This is a genomic window from Ancylobacter sp. G4_0304 (assembly GCF_047501495.1).
GTDB lineage: Bacteria > Pseudomonadota > Alphaproteobacteria > Rhizobiales > Xanthobacteraceae > Ancylobacter.
This window is the reverse complement of record NZ_JAZDRM010000025.1, coordinates 43,394-60,366: the sequence shown is the minus strand read 5'-3', so window position 1 is coordinate 60,366 and position 16,973 is coordinate 43,394. Positions and strand designations below refer to the sequence as shown.

The window sequence follows — 16,973 nt, the reverse complement described above, 5'->3', positions numbered from 1 at the left end:
CATGAGCACGCTTCTTATCGAGACGCGCCGGGCTCGCCCGGCTGACGCAACGGACGTTGCCGATATCCACGATACGGCATGGCGTGCGGCGTATCGCGGCCTCATTCCCGGCGCCGAGCTTGAGAAGATGATCCAGCGGCGCGGCCCGGGCTGGTGGGAGACAGCGCTCAAGCGCGGCTCCCGCGTCCTGGTGCTCACCTTCGGCGATGCCGTGGCCGGCTATGCCAATCTCGGCCGCAACCGCGCCCGGGGCCTGCCCTATGAGGGCGAAATCTACGAACTATACCTACGGCCGGAATATCAGGGGCTTGGCTTCGGCCGCCGCTTGTTCGCCGATTCCCGCAAGGAATTGGTGAATGCCGGCTTCGAGGGCGTGGCCGTGTGGGCGCTCGCGGCGAACGAGCCGGCGCTCGGCTTCTACCGCGCGCTCGGCGGCATGGGCGTCGCCCGCTCCTCGGAAACCTTTGGCGGTCGCACGCTGGAAAAGCTGGCCTTCGGCTGGAATGCCTGAGGCGAGGCGGGACTAATCGCCCAGCACGGCGAACCGGGCCACAAGTTCCGCCGGATCGCCCTTTACATGGAAGGTCTTGAGCCGCGCGGTGGGCCCGCTCAGCAGCTCCACGTTCGACGGGGCCACGCCCGCCGCTTTGGCAATCAGACGCGCCAGCGCGGCATTGGCCTTGCCGTCCTCCGCGGCCACGCTCACCCGCGCCTTGACCGCCTGCCGGCCGTCGGCCAGCGCGACCACGCCGTCAATGGCGTCGCGCCCGCCGCGCGGGGTGGCCCGCACGGTTATTACGAGGCCGTCCGGCGCGAGGGTCCAGGCGGGCACCTCGCTCATGTACCCGGCTCAGGCCAGGATTTCGAAGACAAGGTTGCGGATGAAATAGAGACCGATGATCAGGATCACCGGGGAGACGTCGATGCCGCCGAGATTGGGCAGGATACGGCGAATCGGCGCCAGCACGGGCTCGGTGACCCGCCACAGAAACTCGCCGAGATTGCGCACGAATTGGTTGCTTGGATTGACGACATTGAACGCCACCAGCCACGACAGGATGGCCGAGGCGATGAGAATCCAGACATAGAGCGTGATCAGCGTGTCGAACAACCAGAGAATGGAATACATCGGGAGCCTCGACGGGAACTCCGGCACGATGCCGGCCTTGAAGGATGCTTAATGGCGCCGCTGCGTTGCGGCAACCCCGTTTCGCGCCGCAGGCCTGCGCCCGGTCGTAGCCGGCCGGGGTGTCCCTTCACTCTCTCCCTCACGGCCGGGGCCGGCCGCTGCGCTCCTAGCCGCGCAGCAGCGCGCCGAGTCGGTCATCGCGCTGAGCCGGGGCCGTGCAAGCATCGTCTCGATGAGCTGCCGGGTCTTCGCCTCGCCGAAGATCGGGGCGATCAGCTCCCGCACCATGGCGACGACCTCCGCGCGCGGCATCGGGTTGTCGGAGGTGCCGCGTACCGCAGTGATGTGCCTGAACAGCCGGCGCCCGTCCTTCAGCGCGATGGTCAGCCTGGCCTCGCGGCGCGACGGTGCCCAGCCGAGTTCTCGCTCGCTCACAGGTGGCGATTCGCGACGTCCGTCAGACGGGGGCTCGCCATCCACGGCTTTCACGTCACCCGCCCGGCGATCTGGCGGGTACTGCCGCTGAAGTGCTGCGCGGAGGCGCATGAGGCGGTTGCGGCCGGCTGCGACAACAAGCTCGTGCTGGAGCTGAAGGATTGCCACGGGACGGGCGCGCAGGCCGGCTTTTCGGGCAATTTCCCGGCCGCCGGAAGCAGGGTGTGGGCAGCCCTTCAAGGCGCCTTGACAGCAAGGCCGCCGCCCTCGTACAAGGCGCGGCCTGAAGCGTGGGGCCGTAGCTCAGTTGGGAGAGCGCTGCAATCGCACTGCAGAGGTCAGGGGTTCAAATCCCCTCGGCTCCACCAAGCTTCTGGCCTAATTAATTGAAATAATTGAACATCGTGGCATGCGCTGCTGCGCATGCCCCAACAGGCGTCTCGATTTCGGCCCGCCGGTGCGCGATTATCGAGTTCGGGGCACTCTTGGAGCGCCCGTCCGAGACAGCCCGTAACCCGATCACATGCCTCAGAAATCCAGCTGGTAGCTGACGGGCACCCACCGGTAGCCGCCGGCCGAATTGCGCGCGACATAGCCGATCGACGGGAAAGAGGTGTGATAGGCGGCGACCGGAATCCGGCCGGTTGCGACCATGTCATAGATCTTCTTGCGGGTCGTGGCGCCCATCTCCTTGTCCTGATCAAACAGGGCGTGCCACTCCGGCCTGGCGAGCGAGGCCAGTTCGTGATGGGCGCAGTCGCCCCAAACCAGCATTTCCTTCCCCTCGCTCTCCAGATGATAGGCGAGATGTCCGGGGGTGTGACCATACGCGGCCACGGCGGTGACGCCCGGCAAGACAGGCTCGTCGGGTTTCACGAAGCTCGTACGCTCGGCAAGTGGCTGAAGATGCGAGCGAAACAGCAGCGCTGATTTGTACTCGTTGCTCTCCTTCGGAGCCGCTAACGGGGCATCTGATTTCCAGAAGTCGTATTCCCGGCCGCCGATAACATAGCGCGCCTTCGGAAAGGCTGGCTTGCCGTCAGCCAGCAGGCCGCCAATGTGATCGGGATGGGCGTGGGTCAGCACCACGACATCGACCTGCTCGGGGCTGTAGCCTGCGGCTTGAAGCGACTTTACCAGCCACCCGCCGACCGGCGGCGGTACGAAGCCGTCGGCGCCATTGCCGGCATCGAACAGCACCAATTCCGAGCCGGTATTCACCAGCGTCGGCGAGAAGCCGGGCCGAAAGCGGTTCTCCGGCAGCAGATTGGCCTTCATGAGCTGCTCGACTTCGGCAGATGGCCGGTCCTCTCCCACAATCGGCCACGGGCCATCGATCATGGCGGCGATTTCCGGCGGCCGCAGGTTGAGGATTTCGACGCTCTTGGGGTCGACGCCCCAGTGCTTGAGCGCCGCCAGCAGGGAATAATGCGTGGTCGAGACGAAGGGCACGGCGACCTTCTTGCCCTTGAAATCTGCGGGTTTTTCGATGCCCGCGCCGTTGCGGACCACCAGCGCCTCGGCGTCGCCGAGCAGGGCGGCGACATAGATGGTCTCGATCGGAACCTCGCGGCTGGCGGCGGCGGCGAGCGGTGAGGAGCCGACATAGCCGATCTGGATCGCGCCGGAGGCGATGGCGGCGATCACGTCGGCACCGCTGTCGAACTTGCGCCAGTCGATATTCGTCTTGGTCGCTTTCTCATAGGCTCCGGCCGCCTGGGCAACCTTGGCGGGGTCCGCTCCGGTCTGGTAGCCGATCACGACATCGGCCGCGAAAGCGGGAGAGATGACAGTCTGGGCGGCGGTCAGCAGGCCGAGCGCGGCCGTGGCGGCGAGAATGCCGCGGCGGGTAAGTGCAGTCATGGGAAAATGTCCACAGGCTGGCCGCGAAGGCGCAGGGCACCTTCGTACAGGCCGTTGAAATTTCAGGTGAAGTCGTCAGGACGTCTTAGCGGCGTCGACAGGTCCAGATCATGGTCGCCCCCTTCATGGTCGCCCGTTGGGCTCATCACGCCGGCCGGGCTGGCCGGAGGCGCAGCAGCAGCGTGGACATCCTCATCACACCAGCTTGGCCGACGCGGGTCAATAAAAATATATTCAATTAGTAGATTATTTTTCGGCGCTTTCGGCGCGCCGTCGGCGCAGGATCGGCGCTGCGAAGCGGCGGGTGACGTTCATCGCGCGGGTCTCCCCGAGCGGGCGAGCGACCTCACAGCGCGGCGGCGATGCCGTCGAACATAAGCTTGGCCGAGATGGCGAACAGCGCGACGTCGAGCACCCGGCGGAACGTCGCCTCGGAGACGATCTTCAGCAGCCCGATGCCGATCGCGGTGAACAGCGCGCCGACCGGGATCAGCAGCAGCGAGAGCTGCCACAGCCCGCTCTCAAAGGCGCCGAGCCGCCAGTAGGGATAAATCTTGACGAGGTTCACCGTCGCGAAGGCCAGCGCCGTGGTTCCGGCATAGGCCAGCTTCAGGATCGGCTGCGAGGCCATGAAGATCTGGTAGGGCGCCCCACCCGAATGCGAGATGAAGCTGGTGAAGCCGCTGACGAGGCTCCAGAACAGGCCGGCGCGGGTGGAGGAGGCGGTGCGCGCCGGCGCGAGGACGGTGCGCACGCAATAGAACAGGCCGATGGCGCCGATGGTGAACATAATCCACGGCACCGGCACCCAGGAGGCGGTGAGCCAGCCGACGCCGACCCCCGCGAGCATGCCGGGCAGCAGCACCTTCAGGAGGCGCCAGTCGGCATATTTGCGATAGGCGACGACGCTGACGACATCCGCCGCGATCAGCACCGGCAGCAGCGTGGCGGCGGCAACCAGCGGGGGTAGGGCGATGGCGAGCACCGGCACCGCGAACATGCTGGCGATCTGCAGCCCCCCCTTGGACAGGCCGATGGTCGCGGCCGCCACCACGGCGAGGAACAGCGTCCACGCGTCGAGATTCAGCGCATCGAGATTCAGGAGATCGGAGAGCATCGCCGGTCAGGCGATCTTCGCGGGCGCGGAATAGGCGCGGTCCCAGTACAGCAGCGGCGGATGCTCGCCGAGCCGGACCTGGCGCACCTGCGCGATGAACAGCCGGTGCGAGCCGGCATCGTGGCCGCCGATGATCCGGCCTTCGAGCGAGATCGCCGCGCCGGCAAGCGCCGGCTCGCCGCCCTCCGCGCTCTCCAGCCATTCGGTGCAGGAGAGGTCATAGGGCGCGCCCTGCCGCGGGCGGCCGGCGAAGGTGTCGGCGACATCGCCCTGATGCTCGGCGAGCACATGCACGGCGAGAATGCCGGAGCGATCCACCGCCGCCGCCATCGGGCTCTTGCGGTGGATGCACACCGCGACCAGCGGCGGGTCGGCGGAGATGGAGAGGAAGGAACTGACGGTGAGCGCCATGCGGCCGCGCTCGGTCATGGTGGTGATGACGCTGACGCTGGAGGCGACCCGGCGCATGGCCGCGATGAACCGCTCGCGGTCGCTCTCCGCCGCTGGGCCGGGCCGTTCGGGCGCGGCGGCGAGCATCGGGCGGTCGGGAGAGGCGGGGTCGTTCATAGGCGGCAACCGACGCTTAAATGGAACAAACGTTTTATAACATCTGATCTATCAAACACAATGGCGTTCGCCCGTTGAAACGCTCATTATTACCGCGTACGCCGCATTGGCCGCCGGCTCGGCCGCCGCACCGGCCTGCGCGCGAGGGAGACCGCAAAGGGCATGCCGAAACTGGGTATGGAGGTCATCCGCCGCCGCCAAGTGATCGATGCTGTCGTCAGCATCCTCGCCAATCAGGGCTGGCGCGACCTGACCATCCGCGAGCTCAGCGACGTCGCCGGCGTCTCCGCGGGGGTGATCACGCATTACTTCGCCAACAAGCGCGCCATCATCATCGACGCCATCAGCGACACCAGCAGCAAGTTCGCGCGCACCATCAACAAGATCGAGCGGCGCAACTCCACCAGCAAGCAGCGGCTCCAGGCCCTCGTCGAACTCATGACCCGGCCCGAGGCGTTCGAGCTGCCGGGCGCGAGTTTCTGGATCGCGCTCTATGGCCGCCTGCCGTTCGACCAGATCATCCAGGCCGAACTCCAGCGGCTCCAGCGCTGGCTGACCGAGAGCGTGGAAAGCATCGTGTCGCAGGGCCTGCATGCCGGCGATTTCTCCACCGACATTCCGGCCGGGCGCATCGCCGCCAGCTTCGTCACCATGGCGCTCGGCGGCTTCATGGTCGCTTCCGCCGCACCGTCCGACGCCGATACCGCCCAGCGCCGCGACATGCTGCTGGACCTGCTGGAGGCGCAGCTGCGCACGTCGTTTTCCCGGGCGCCGCTGGCCGATATTCGCGGCGCGGCCTCCTGAAAGGCGCGCGGCTTGCATGTACGGGCGCGGGCGCGGCGAACGCCCGGCATCGCACAAGGAGCAGGCATGTGACGGGAATCTATCGGTGGAAGGCATCGGAGCATCCGGCCGCCACGGGAGGCCAGCTCATCCGGCGCGCCGAGGATCTCATCCCGACGCTGCGCGCCCGCACCGACGCGACCGACGCCAAGCGTTCCCTGACCGACGAGACCCGCGACGACCTCAAGAGTTCCGGCATCGCCCGGCTGCTGCAGCCCGTGCGCTTCGGTGGGGCGGAGGCGCCGATCAGCGCCATTATCGACGTGCTGATCCCGATCGCGGGCGGCTGCCCGTCGACCGCCTGGTGCCTCGCCCAGTACATCATGCACAATTACATGCTCGCGCGCTGGCCCGCCGCCGCGCAGGAGCGCATCTGGCAGGAGCCCGACGCGCTGGTCAGCGGCATCATCATTCCGCGCCTCGGGCGCGCGGTGCCGAGCCGCGACGGCTATCTGGTCTCCGGCACCTGGCCGCTGGTGAGCGGCGTCGAGGCCTCCGACTGGTGCATGGTCACCGCCATGGTGGAGCGCGCCAACGCGCCGGACGAGGAGCGCTATTTCCTGCTGCCCACCAGGGAACTGACCATCCTCGACACCTGGCATTCGATCGGCCTCAAGGGCTCGGGCAGCCAGGACATCACGCTGGAGAACCATTTCATCCCCGAGCACATGTCGCTCGCCATCGCTCATATGAAGGGCGGCGACAGTCCTGGCGCGCAGATCAACCCTTCCGCCATGTACCGGCTGCCGACGCATATGAGCTTCGGCCTGCTGCTGGCCTCCGCCGTGATCGGCATCGCCGAGAGCATGTTCGAGACCTTCCTCTCGCAGTCGCGGCGGCGCCGGGCGCTGATGTCGGATTCCGAGACCACGGCCTATGCCACCCACCACATGGCGGTGGGCGACATTTCCGCCTCGCTGCAGGCCGCCGAGGCGCTGCTGCGCGCCGATGCCGAGGAGATGATGGACTTCGCCCAGAGCGGCCACACGCTCTCGGCGATCGAGCGTTCCAACTACCGCTGCAACGCCGCTTTCGCTGGCCGGCTCGCCCGCTCGGCCGCCGAGGCGGTGTGGGACCTTACCGGCGCGCGCGGCACCTATCAGGACAACCCGATCGCCCGGCTCTACCAGGACGTCATCGTCGCCAGCCGCCACACCACGATGAACTGGCAGGTGAATTCCACCGAGCACGGCCGCACGAGGCTGCGCCTGCCCCTGTCCTCGCAATCGCTATGAGGCAAACGGCCGGCGCCGGGCCGGCCGTTGCTCCTGTTACGCTCAGTCCTCGAAGGCCGGCACGCCGCTCGGCAGGCCGAGCAGCACCCGGCCATAGGTCGAGGCGTTGACGTCCCAGTTCTGCGTGGTGTGGCGGTTGGCGACCGTCATGTCGGAGACGCAGAGCGAGACCGGGTTGCGGTCATAGATCACCGTGCCGCCGCCGGCCTCGACCACGATGTTCACGGCGGAGGCCGCCAGCTTGCCGGCATAGGTCGCCATGGCGCGGTAGCGGGTGCGGTCCTCCAGCGTGGTCTGCCCGCCGGCCGCGAACAGGGCCTCGACCTCGCGGACCACGCTGTAGATCAGTTCGCGCGCGGCGCGCACCGCGGTCTGTGCTTCCGCGACCTTCACCTGTTGCGTGACGTAGCTCGCCATGGCGGTGCTCGACATGGTGGCGGCGCGCTTGCGGGCATGGGTGACGTAGTGCTCCACCGCCGCTTCCGCGATGCCGAGCTGCGCGCTGCCGATGTAGCAGCCGAAGATCGCATAGGGCGGAATCTGATAGAGCGGGGCGGTGTTCACCTTCGAGCCGGGGCTGCGGCCATGGCCCTTGAGCTGCTCCATGGTGATCGACATGTGCGCCGGGATGAACAGTTCGTTCAGCGCCACGTCGTTGCTCGCCGAGCCCTTGAGGCCGATCGTGTACCAGGTGTCGATGATCTCGACCTGCGCGCGCGGCACCAGGAAATGGCGGTCTTCCACCGTGCCGTCCGGCAGGTGCACGTCGCCGGTGAAGATCACCCAGTCCGACACGTCGACGCCGCTGACGAACGGCCAGCGGCCCGAGAGGGTATAGCCGCCCTCGACCTTGCGGGCGCGGCCGACGCCGGGGATGAGGATGCCGCTTGCCATCATGTCCGGGCTCGCGCCCCAGGCCGCGTCCTGCGCCTCCTTGGGCCAGTGCGCGATCATCAGATTGTGCATCATGTTCTGCACCACGATCCATGCCGTGGAGCCGCAGCCGCGCCCGATGGCGCGCAGCGTGTCGACGCCGTCGGTGAGCGCGCCCTGCGCGCCGCCATAGCGGGCGGGCTGGAACATGCGCGGGAAGCCGGCCGCCTTCAGCTGCGCGCACAGTTCCGGCGGAGGCCGCCGGTCGGCATTGGTGCGCGGCGAGGTCTCCCGCAGCAGCGGGATCATGGCCTCGGCCGCTGCCGCCAGATCGGCGCTGCGCAGCGGCTCCGGGGCGAGCGTCTCCTTTGCAATGCTTTGACCAAGCATGGCTTTGTCCTTCCTGACGTTTGCTGGATGTCGGTCAGCCGGCGTTGGCGCGCCGGCTGGAGAAATCGGTCAGCACCGCGATGACGATGATGATTCCGATGGCGATGAGCTGCCAGTCGGCGGGAATGCCCATCAGGTTCAGGCCGTTGCGGATGAAGGTGATGATCAGCGTGCCGAGGATGGTGCCGAGCATCCGGCCCTCGCCGCCGAGCAGCGAGGCGCCGCCGATCACCACGGCCGCGATCACGTCCATCAGGTCGAACATGCCCATGATCGGCTGCGCCGCCATCAGCCGCGAGGCCATGAGCACGCCGGCCGTGGTGCCGCACAGGCCGCTGATGGTGAGCACCGCGACCTTGACCGCGAAGATGTTGATCCCCGCCAGCCGCGCCGCCTCGCGATTGCCGCCGACCGCGTAGATGTTGGTGCCAAGCACCGTGCGCGACAACACGATGTGCAGGACGAAGAACACGAAGCCGGCGATCAGCGCGGCGACCGGCACCGGCCCCAGATAGCCCTGCCCGAACACGCTGAACGACTGGGGGAAGCCGAACACCGAGTTCTGGTTGGTGATGATCAGCGCGATGCCGCGCCCGAAACTGTCCATCGCCAGCGTGATGATGAAGGCCGGCACCGCGAAGGTGCCGACGATGGTGCCGCTCACCAGCCCCGCCAGCCCGCCGGCGAGGATCGCCGCGACCATCGCGATCGGGATCGGCACGCCCATGTTGATGACGAGAATGGCGACGATGCAGGCGCCGAGCGATTGCAGCGAGGCGACGGAGAGGTCGATCTCGCCGCAGATCACCACCAGCGTCAGCCCGGCCGCCATGATCCCGATATTCGAGGATTGCAGCAGCACGTTCATGATGTTCGAGAGCGTCATGAAGTTCGGCGCGAGAAAGGAGAATGCGGCGACGATGACCGCCAGCGTCACCCACAATCCGTTGCGGCTGATGATGTCGGCGAGCCTGCGCAGCGGCGTGGGCAGCGAAAGGGCGGCGGCTTGGTCGGTCATGAGGGGCTCCGCGCGGGTTCACGGTCGAAGGCAAGGTTGAGGATCCCTTCCGGCGTCGCGTCCGCGCGCTCGACCACGCCGGCGATGCGGCCATGGGCCATCACCACGATGCGGTCGGCGAGGGCGAGCACCTCGGGGATTTCGGAGGAGACGACGATGAGCGAGGCGCCATTCGCCGCGAGCGCGCGCAGAGTCGCGTAGATTTCCTCGCGCGCGCCGACATCGATGCCCTTGGTCGGCTCGTCGAGGATGATGATCCGCGACTGCGCCGCCATGGCGCGCGCCAGCAGCACCTTCTGCTGGTTGCCGCCGCTCAGATGGGAGATGAGCTGCTCGCCGGAGGAGGCGCGCACGCCGTGGCGGGCGATCATCTCGCGGGCGAAGGCGCGCAGCTTCGCGCCGGAGACCAGCACGCCGAGGCTGCGCAGCCGGTTGCGCAGGCTGGAGCCGCGCAGGTTGAGCCCGGACACCGCCATGTTCTGCGAAATGGCGAGCCGCGGGATGATGCCGAGCTTCTTGCGGTCCTCGGTCAAGAGCGAGATGCCGGCGGCGAGCGCTCGGCCGGGCGTCATGCGGGAAACCGGCGTGCCGAACAGCACGATCTCGCCCGCGCTCGGACGTGGCCCGGCCCCGAACAGCGCTTCCATCACTTCGGTCCGCCCGGCCCCGACCAGCCCGGCGAAACCCAGGATTTCCCCCTCATGCAGGTCGAAACTGACATTCGAGAAGCGCTTCGGCACCGAGAGGTTGCGCACCTCGATGACCTTGGCCGGCGCGCGCGGCGCCCTCGGGCCGGACGCGGCGGGCAGCGCGCGGGCGCGCCCGGTCATGGCGGCGATCAGCGCCGCCTCGTCCGCCTCGCCCTTGCCGAACACCTTGATCAGCCGACCGTCGCGCAGCACGGTGATGCGGTCGCCGATGGCGAGGCAGTCTTCGAGAATGTGCGAGATGAACACGATCGCGACCTTGCGGCTCTTCAACGTCGCGATGATGCGGAACAATGCCTCCTTCTCCTTCGGACCGAGCGCGGTGGTCGGCTCGTCCATCAGCACCAGCTTCGACTCGAACGCCATGGCGCGCGCCACCTCGACGAGCTGGCGCTGGGCGATGGACAGGTTCTCCACCTTCTCGCGCGGATCGATCTCGATGCCGAGGCTCGCGAACAGCGCGCGGCAGGCGGCCAGCATCCGCCCGCGCGGCTCGATGCCGAGCGCGGCAAGGAGGCTCGCCTGCTTCATCGGTCGGCCGAGGAAGATGTTGGAGGCGACGGAGAGGCCCGGAACCAGGCTCAGCTCCTGATAGATCACGGCCAGCCCGTCCTCGCGGCGTTGCTGCGGCAGGCGCCCGTCGAGGTGGCGGCCGTCGAACAGCGCGGTGCCGCTGTCCTTGTCGATGGCGCCGGCGATCAGCTTGATGAGCGTGGACTTGCCCGCGCCGTTCTCGCCGAGCAGGACGTGGGTCTCGCCCGGCAGCACGTCGAAATCCACGCCATCGACCGCGACGACGCCGGAATAGGTCTTGCGGATGGCCTGCAGCTTCAGGATCGGCCCCGCGCGGGACCGATCCTGTGCCGGGGGCTCGGCCGCCGCCGGCTCCAGCGAATGGGGCGGGTAATGCTCCATCGTTCACTTCGCCGCGGGAGCGCCGAGCATGGAGCCGACCGCCCGCAGGCTGGTGGTGTCGAGCATCACCGTGCCGGTGTCGACGTGATAGGCCGCCTTGTCGCCGCCCTTCATGACCGAGAGCGCGGTGTGGACCAGCTCCTTGCCCTCTTCCTGGCAGAACACCATGACGGTCGCTGCCAGTTCGCCGGCATAGACCGCCTTGACCGCCTGCTCGACGCCGTTGAAGCCGGAGATGACGACCTTGCCTTCCTTGCCGGCCGAGCGCACCGCCTGCAGCGCGCCGAGCGCCATCTCGTCATTGACCGCGACGATGGCCTTGAGGTCGGGATTGGAGGTGAGGATGTCCTGCGCCTTCTGGAAACCCTGCGCGCGGTCCCAGTTGGCCGCCCAGACGCCGACGACCTGGATGTCGGGATATTCCTTCAGCCCCTCCTCGACGCCGCGCCGGCGCAGGATGGAGGACATGTTGCCCGGCACGCCTTCGAGGATCGCCACCTTGCCCGTGCCGCCGATCTTGCGGGCGACGTATTTGGCGGCCTGCTTCGCGCCTTCCTGCGGAAAGCCGCCGATGAAATGGTCGGCCACCGGCTCGGCGGTGTCGTCCGAGAAGGTGAGCACCTTGAGGCCGGCATCCTTGGCCTTCTTGACCGTGCTCATCATCGCGTTGGGATCGAGCGCGTTGAAGGCGAGGACATCGACCTTTTTCTGGATCATGTCATCGATCATGCGGGTCATGCCGACCAGATCGGTTCCGAGGGAGGCGCCGACAACGGTAAGATCAACCGTGCCGAGCTTGGCCGCCTCGTCCTTCGCCGCGCCTGTAACACAGGCGAAGTACGGATTTCCCAGCGTTTCGACAACAAGACCCATGCTTATCTTGTCGGCTGCGAGTACTGGAGTAGGGAGAGCGAAACCCCAGGAGAGCGCCACGGCTAGCACAACTTTAGTGTGTCTTTTGATCGGAATTGCAGTCTTTCCACCTTTCGCCTCAGGATGTGCCACTCTCAAGCAAGCGTCGTGCCAGCCGATTTTTACGGAACAATTGTTTTATAATCGTGCCGCGCCGGTCTGCGCTGCCCGCTTCGTTTGCAGCGTGGCTATTTTCCGAGCGCGGGCGCGCGGCTCGACGGCCGCCGGCTCCTGGCCCCGCAACGCCGTTCACGCTGCCCGGCGCGGGCGCCGCGCGAGGATCCGCGCCGCGGGACGGAACGGGCGATGCGCGCGGGACCACATTGTTCTGGCCGTGCTCGCGGCGCGAGGCGATCATCGCCATGAGCGACGGCAGCGTGCCCGCGCCCGCCCGCACGGTTGTGGATGGACGGACGACGGCCGCGGTTTCGCCTTTCCCCGTCGCGGGAGAGGGCGCATGGCTTTCCGGCGCGGCGAAGGGCCTCATACGCCGCGCGCCGCGCCGCAGTGCGTGCCCGCCCGCAGGCGCCATGATCCGTCTGCCGTGCCTGCCGGCTGTGCGTCCGGCCGTTTCCTCTGGCCCGGCGCCGCGCCGGGCGCGTTGCCTTCAGGATGTCGTCCATGCCCGCGCCCCAGCCGGAGAACGCCGAGACCAGCCGCCGGGGCTTCGTCATCTACGCCATCGGGCAGTCGGTGGCCTCGACCGGCACCTGGATGCAGCGTCTCGCCATCGGCTGGCTGGCCTGGGACCTCACCCATTCGGTCGGCTGGGTCGGGGCGATGGCGCTGACCGAACTGGTCGCCGCGCTCTGGGTCGCGCCGTCCTCGGGCGTGCTGGTCGACCGCAGCAACCTGTTCCGCCTCAACCTGCTGCTGCAGGGCTGCGCCATGCTGGTCGCGCTGCTGCTCTACGCCTTTACCGAAACCGGCATGATGACGATCTGGCTGCTCTGGGCGCTCGCGCTGGCGGATGCGACCTGGCAGGGCCTCGCCCAGCCGGCGCGCATGGTGGCGGTGAGCCTGCTCGCCGGGCCGAAGCACATGGCGCAGGCGATCGCGGTGAACTCGATCGGGTTCAATGTGGCGCGGTCCGTCGGGCCGGCGGTGGCGGGCTCGATCATCATTTATTTCGCCACGCCCATGGTGTTTTTGGTGAATATCGGGGCGTTCGGCACCATGGCGCTGGTGCTGCTCGTCCTTCGCCCGGCGCTGAACCGGCCGGGCGCCGCCAGCCGCGGCGCGTTCCTCAACGATGTCGTCGCCGGCTACCGCTACATTGCCCGCACGCCGCCGGTGGCGACCATCTTCCTGATGGTGCTGGCCTTCTCGCTGCTCGGCCGCCCGTTCACCGAGCTGTTTCCGGCGATTGCCGGCCAGATGCTCGGCGGCGGGCCGGCGATGCTGTCGCTGCTGATGAGCGCGCAGGGCATCGGCGCGCTGGCCGGCGGGGCGTGGATGCTGCGCCGGCGCTCGATCCCGGCGCTGGCGCGCGTCACCTATGGCGCGGGCATCAGCATGGCGCTGGCGCTGCTGGGGTTCTGCATCGTCGGCCACGGGCAGATCGCCATCGCGCTGATCGCGCTGGCCGGGCTCGGTCATGTCATGTGCAATATCGGCATGCAGTCGCTGGCGCAGCTCTTCGCCGCGCGCGAGTTTCGCGGCCGGACCATGGCGCTGTACGGGCTTATCTTCCGCGCCGGCCCGGCGGCGGCCGCCGCGTTGATCGGCGGGCTGGCGGAATGGTTCGGGCTGGCGCCGCTGATCGGGGCGTCGGCCGTGGCCTGCGCGCTGTGCCTGTCCGCCGTCGCGTTCACCCGCCGCGGGGTGTTCACGCCGGAACGGACGGCCCCGGCCGCGCCGCCCCCGCGCGCGGGAGACGAGCGCGGGGGCCTGTGAGGGCAGGGCCGGTTCCGGTTCAGCCCGCGGGGATGGACGCCGCAGGGTAGGTCCGGGCATCGCCCGGCCGGAACCGGCAGCGCCCGCTGCACTGTCGCCTCCACCACCGCCTCATAGGGCCAAGGCCCGCCTGCTCGTTGACGTGGATCTGGTCGATCAGGATCAGCGTGTTGCGCATCAGGATGCCGGACCGGCCGATGAGCCCGAGGATGCCGTTGAAGCCGAACGGCACCTGGAAGAACAGCAGCATCGGCACCACGCCGCCAGCCCGAGCGGCGCGGTGAGGGACACCATCAGCAAAGTGAGCCGGATCATGATCGGGAAGATCGGGGCCAGCGCATCGTTCGCCTTTCGCGGATCGGACGCCGCGGCGGCGGCCCCGGTGGGTGAGGGGCGTCGGTCGCCACTTCGCGATGGCAAGATGCTGATCATTTGATATTATGGTCATAATGGAAGATGGCGGGCGCGGAGCAGCCGCCGAAAGTAGGAGAGCGACATGCCTCTCAGCAAGGAACACAAGGCGGAGACGCGCGAGCGGATTCTGGAGAAGGCCGGCGCGCTGTTCCGCCGGGACGGCATTGACGGGGTGAGCGTGCCGGCGCTGATGAAGGAAGCCGGCCTCACCCATGGCGGCTTCTATGCGCATTTCGGCTCGAAGGACGAACTCGTCGCGGAGATCATCGAGCGGGCGCTGGGCGCGACCTCCGACTATCTGGCAGAGACGGCGCGGGCGTCCGATGCGCCGGTCGATGCCCTTGTCGACGCCTATATCGCCGCCGCGCATCGCGATCATCCCGAGCGCGGCTGCGCTGTCGCGGCGCTCGGTTCGGAGGCGGCGCGGGCGGCGCCGGTGGTGCGCGGCGCGATGGCCCGCGGCATACGCCGCGCCGCGCAGCGGCTGGGCGCGGCGCTGGGCCTGCGCGAGGAGGCGCAGGACGAGGCGCTCGCGCTCTATTCCAGCCTTGTCGGCGCGATCGTGCTGGCGCGCGCCTGCGGCGACGACCCGGAACTCTCCGACCGCATCCTCGATATCTGCCGCAAGCGGCTGAAGGCGGGCTGACGCGCCGCGCTATTCCACGAACACCTCGTCGCGCTTGCGGCGGATCGCGGGGAGGGCGCTGGCAATCAGGATCAGTACCGCGACGGCGAGCAGCGAGGCGCTGAGCGGATGGCCGAAGAAGATCGACGGGTCGCCATGGCTGATGATCATGGAGCGCCGGAAATTCTCCTCCAGCATCGGGCCGAGGATGAAGCTGAGCAGCAGCGGCGTCGGATCGCAGTCAAGGCGCGACAGCAAGTAGCCGAACGCCCCGGCCGCGACCAGAATCACGACATCCACCGGGCTGTTGTTCACCGCATAGGCGCCGATGCAGCAGAACAGGATGATCGCCGGCACAAGATGTCGATAGGGGATGCGCAGCACCGCAACCCAGATGCCGACGAGCGGCAGGTTGATCAGCACCAATAGCGCGTTGCCGATCCACATGCTGGCGATCAGGCCCCAGAACAGCTCCGGGCGCTGCGTCATCACCATCGGGCCGGGCGAGATGCCGTGAATGGTCATGGCGCCGATCATCAGCGCGGTGACCGAGCCGGACGGCAGGCCGAGCGTCAGCATCGGGATGAAGCTGGTCTGCGCGGCGGCGTTGTTGGCGCTCTCCGGCGCGGCGACGCCCTCGATGGCACCCTTGCCGAAGCGCTCGGGCGTCTTCGAGATCTTCTTCTCCAGCATGTAGGACGAGAAGGAGGCGAGCAGCGTGCCCGCGCCCGGCAGGATACCGATGATGGTGCCCACCGCCGTGCCGCGCACGATCGGCATGAAGGACGCCTTCAGGTCCTCCCATTTCGGCCACAGCCCGCTGATCTTGCGCATCAGCACATCGCGCTGCATCGGCGCTTCCAGGGTGCGCAGGATTTCGGCAATGCCGAACAGGCCCATGGCCAGCGGGATGAAGTCGATGCCGTCGCGCAGCTCCGGTATGCCGAAGGTGAAGCGCGCGCGCCCGGTGTTCACGTCGGTGCCGATCATGCCCAGCGCGAAGCCGATGAGCACCATGAGCAACGCGTTGAGCACCGAGCCGCGCCCCATGACCACCACCGCGACGATGGCCAGCACCATCAGCGCGACGTTCTCCACCGGGCCGAACATCAGGCCGAGTTCGGTCAGCGAGCTGGCCGAGGCGGCGATGAACAGGGTGGAGACCGTGCCGGCGAACAGCGAGCCGATCGCCGCGATCGCCAGCGCGACGCCGGCCCGGCCCTGGCGGGCCATCTGGTGGCCGTCGAGCGCGGTGATCACGCCCGAGCTTTCGCCCGGCATGTTGACCAGGATCGCCGTGGTCGAGCCGCCATACTGCGCGCCGTAATAGATGCCGGCCAGCATGATCAGCGAGCCGACCGGCGACAGGTCGAAGGTCACGGGCAGGAGGATGGCGATGGTCGTGGCCGGGCCGATGCCCGGCAGCACCCCGACCAGCGTGCCGAGCACGACGCCGATGAAGCAATAGAGGATGTTGTCCCAGGTTGCGGCGACGCCGAACCCGAAACCCAGATTGGCCAGCAGTTCCATCAGAAGGACGGCAGGATCGGCAGCGGAAGTTCGAGGGCGACCACGAACACAAGGCTGGAGAAGCCGGCCAGAACGCCCGCCACCACGAAGCGCTCGATGAAGCTGTGGGCGGTCTGCGCCAGCGAGGTGATCACCACCGCCGCCACGGCACTGGCGAGCAGGCCGTAATGCTGGATGAGCACGGCGAAGCTGAGCGCGCCGGCGCCGATGGTGATGAGGCCCTTCCAGTTCACCGCCATCGGGTGGGCTTCCCCGCGCCGGTCCAGCCGCCAGTTCAGCACGGCCCGCCCGAGAAGCAGCAGCGCGACGCCGATGAGGCTGAGGCCGACGAGGCGCGGAATATAACCCGGGCCCATGCGCAACGCGGTGCCGAGCGGCAGCGCCCAGCCGGCGTAGAGCATGACGGAAGCGAAGACGGCAGCAATGGACGCGGTGAGGAGATCGCGCTGGACGGACGGAAACATTAAGGCACCTGAGTGATAAACGATATAGGCTATAAAAATA

At 67.8% G+C, this 16,973-nt stretch carries 17 protein-coding genes, 1 tRNA gene and 1 pseudogene; 6 read left to right on the top strand and 13 right to left on the bottom strand.

The features are described from left to right. The first annotated feature begins 1 nt into the window (after nucleotide 1). On the top strand, nucleotides 2–511 hold the full coding sequence (locus tag VRZ77_RS15030; protein WP_414593451.1) for an N-acetyltransferase family protein: 510 nt from the start codon (nucleotides 2–4) through the stop codon (nucleotides 509–511). A 12-nt stretch (nucleotides 512–523) separates the two neighbouring features. Here the strand turns inward: VRZ77_RS15030 and VRZ77_RS15025 are convergent, their stop codons facing one another. From VRZ77_RS15025 to VRZ77_RS15015, 3 genes are read right to left on the bottom strand one after another with little or no spacing between them, the layout of a single operon-like run. Continuing rightward, a complete protein-coding gene (locus tag VRZ77_RS15025) occupies nucleotides 524–841 on the bottom strand; it encodes a DUF167 family protein (protein ID WP_414593450.1) in 318 nt (105 codons plus the stop codon). Nucleotides 842–850: 9 nt separating this feature from the next. Beyond that, nucleotides 851–1,129 carry a YggT family protein gene (locus VRZ77_RS15020; RefSeq protein WP_414593449.1) on the bottom strand — a complete coding sequence of 93 codons (279 nt, stop codon included), beginning with the start codon at nucleotides 1,127–1,129 and terminating at the stop codon, nucleotides 851–853. A gap of 48 nt (nucleotides 1,130–1,177) precedes the next feature. After that, entirely contained in the window at nucleotides 1,178–1,618 is a 441-nt protein-coding gene (locus VRZ77_RS15015) for a hypothetical protein (RefSeq protein ID WP_414593448.1), read from the bottom strand. 238 nt (nucleotides 1,619–1,856) lie between these two features. On the opposite strand from VRZ77_RS15015, the gene VRZ77_RS15010 reads away from it, so the two are divergent. Continuing rightward, nucleotides 1,857–1,932 (top strand) — tRNA-Ala (locus VRZ77_RS15010). A 160-nt stretch (nucleotides 1,933–2,092) separates the two neighbouring features. Here the strand turns inward: VRZ77_RS15010 and VRZ77_RS15005 are convergent. The 3 genes from VRZ77_RS15005 to VRZ77_RS14995 form a co-directional block, all read right to left on the bottom strand. Next, on the bottom strand, nucleotides 2,093–3,427 hold the full coding sequence (locus VRZ77_RS15005; RefSeq protein WP_414593447.1) for an MBL fold metallo-hydrolase: 1,335 nt from the start codon (nucleotides 3,425–3,427) through the stop codon (nucleotides 2,093–2,095). A gap of 346 nt (nucleotides 3,428–3,773) precedes the next feature. Continuing rightward, nucleotides 3,774–4,544 (bottom strand): sulfite exporter TauE/SafE family protein, encoded by a 771-nt coding sequence (locus VRZ77_RS15000; RefSeq protein WP_414593446.1) that lies wholly within the window; start codon nucleotides 4,542–4,544, stop codon nucleotides 3,774–3,776. 6 nt (nucleotides 4,545–4,550) lie between these two features. Further along, entirely contained in the window at nucleotides 4,551–5,111 is a 561-nt protein-coding gene (locus VRZ77_RS14995) for a flavin reductase family protein (protein WP_414593445.1), read from the bottom strand. Between the two features lie 162 nt (nucleotides 5,112–5,273). On the opposite strand from VRZ77_RS14995, the gene VRZ77_RS14990 reads away from it, so the two are divergent. Beyond that, entirely contained in the window at nucleotides 5,274–5,915 is a 642-nt protein-coding gene (locus tag VRZ77_RS14990) for a TetR family transcriptional regulator (RefSeq protein WP_414593444.1), read from the top strand. A 68-nt stretch (nucleotides 5,916–5,983) separates the two neighbouring features. Beyond that, nucleotides 5,984–7,189: a hypothetical protein gene (locus tag VRZ77_RS14985; RefSeq protein ID WP_414593443.1), complete on the top strand. Its 1,206-nt coding sequence runs from the start codon at nucleotides 5,984–5,986 to the stop codon at nucleotides 7,187–7,189. A 42-nt stretch (nucleotides 7,190–7,231) separates the two neighbouring features. Here VRZ77_RS14985 and VRZ77_RS14980 read toward each other — a convergent pair whose 3' ends face one another. The 4 genes from VRZ77_RS14980 to VRZ77_RS14965 are packed head-to-tail and all read right to left on the bottom strand — an operon-like array spanning nucleotide 7,232 to nucleotide 11,965. Beyond that, nucleotides 7,232–8,452: an acyl-CoA dehydrogenase family protein gene (locus tag VRZ77_RS14980; RefSeq protein WP_414593442.1), complete on the bottom strand. Its 1,221-nt coding sequence runs from the start codon at nucleotides 8,450–8,452 to the stop codon at nucleotides 7,232–7,234. A 34-nt stretch (nucleotides 8,453–8,486) separates the two neighbouring features. Then, a complete protein-coding gene (locus VRZ77_RS14975) occupies nucleotides 8,487–9,470 on the bottom strand; it encodes an ABC transporter permease (RefSeq protein WP_414593441.1) in 984 nt (327 codons plus the stop codon). Continuing rightward, nucleotides 9,467–11,092, bottom strand: a complete 1,626-nt coding sequence (locus VRZ77_RS14970; protein ID WP_414593440.1) for a sugar ABC transporter ATP-binding protein — start codon at nucleotides 11,090–11,092, stop codon at nucleotides 9,467–9,469. The genes VRZ77_RS14975 and VRZ77_RS14970 overlap by 4 nt, the downstream gene beginning before the upstream one ends. Before the next feature lie 3 nt (nucleotides 11,093–11,095). Beyond that, a complete protein-coding gene (locus tag VRZ77_RS14965; protein WP_414593439.1) occupies nucleotides 11,096–11,965 on the bottom strand; it encodes a sugar ABC transporter substrate-binding protein in 870 nt (289 codons plus the stop codon). A gap of 660 nt (nucleotides 11,966–12,625) precedes the next feature. Here VRZ77_RS14965 and VRZ77_RS14960 point away from each other — a divergent pair. After that, nucleotides 12,626–13,900, top strand: a complete 1,275-nt coding sequence (locus VRZ77_RS14960; RefSeq protein WP_414593438.1) for an MFS transporter — start codon at nucleotides 12,626–12,628, stop codon at nucleotides 13,898–13,900. Nucleotides 13,901–13,971: 71 nt separating this feature from the next. Here VRZ77_RS14960 and VRZ77_RS14955 read toward each other — a convergent pair. Then, nucleotides 13,972–14,251 (bottom strand): annotated as a pseudogene (locus tag VRZ77_RS14955) (hypothetical protein); the annotation flags it as partial. Nucleotides 14,252–14,396: 145 nt separating this feature from the next. Here VRZ77_RS14955 and VRZ77_RS14950 point away from each other — a divergent pair. After that, the gene (locus VRZ77_RS14950; protein WP_414593437.1) at nucleotides 14,397–14,960 is read left to right on the top strand and encodes a TetR/AcrR family transcriptional regulator; all 564 of its coding nucleotides are present in this window, start codon (nucleotides 14,397–14,399) and stop codon (nucleotides 14,958–14,960) included. A 9-nt stretch (nucleotides 14,961–14,969) separates the two neighbouring features. Here VRZ77_RS14950 and VRZ77_RS14945 read toward each other — a convergent pair whose 3' ends face one another. Then, nucleotides 14,970–16,469, bottom strand: a complete 1,500-nt coding sequence (locus VRZ77_RS14945) for a tripartite tricarboxylate transporter permease (protein ID WP_414593436.1) — start codon at nucleotides 16,467–16,469, stop codon at nucleotides 14,970–14,972. Beyond that, a complete protein-coding gene (locus tag VRZ77_RS14940) occupies nucleotides 16,469–16,933 on the bottom strand; it encodes a tripartite tricarboxylate transporter TctB family protein (protein WP_414593435.1) in 465 nt (154 codons plus the stop codon). The genes VRZ77_RS14945 and VRZ77_RS14940 overlap by 1 nt, the downstream gene beginning before the upstream one ends. Nucleotides 16,934–16,973: the final 40 nt, after the last annotated feature.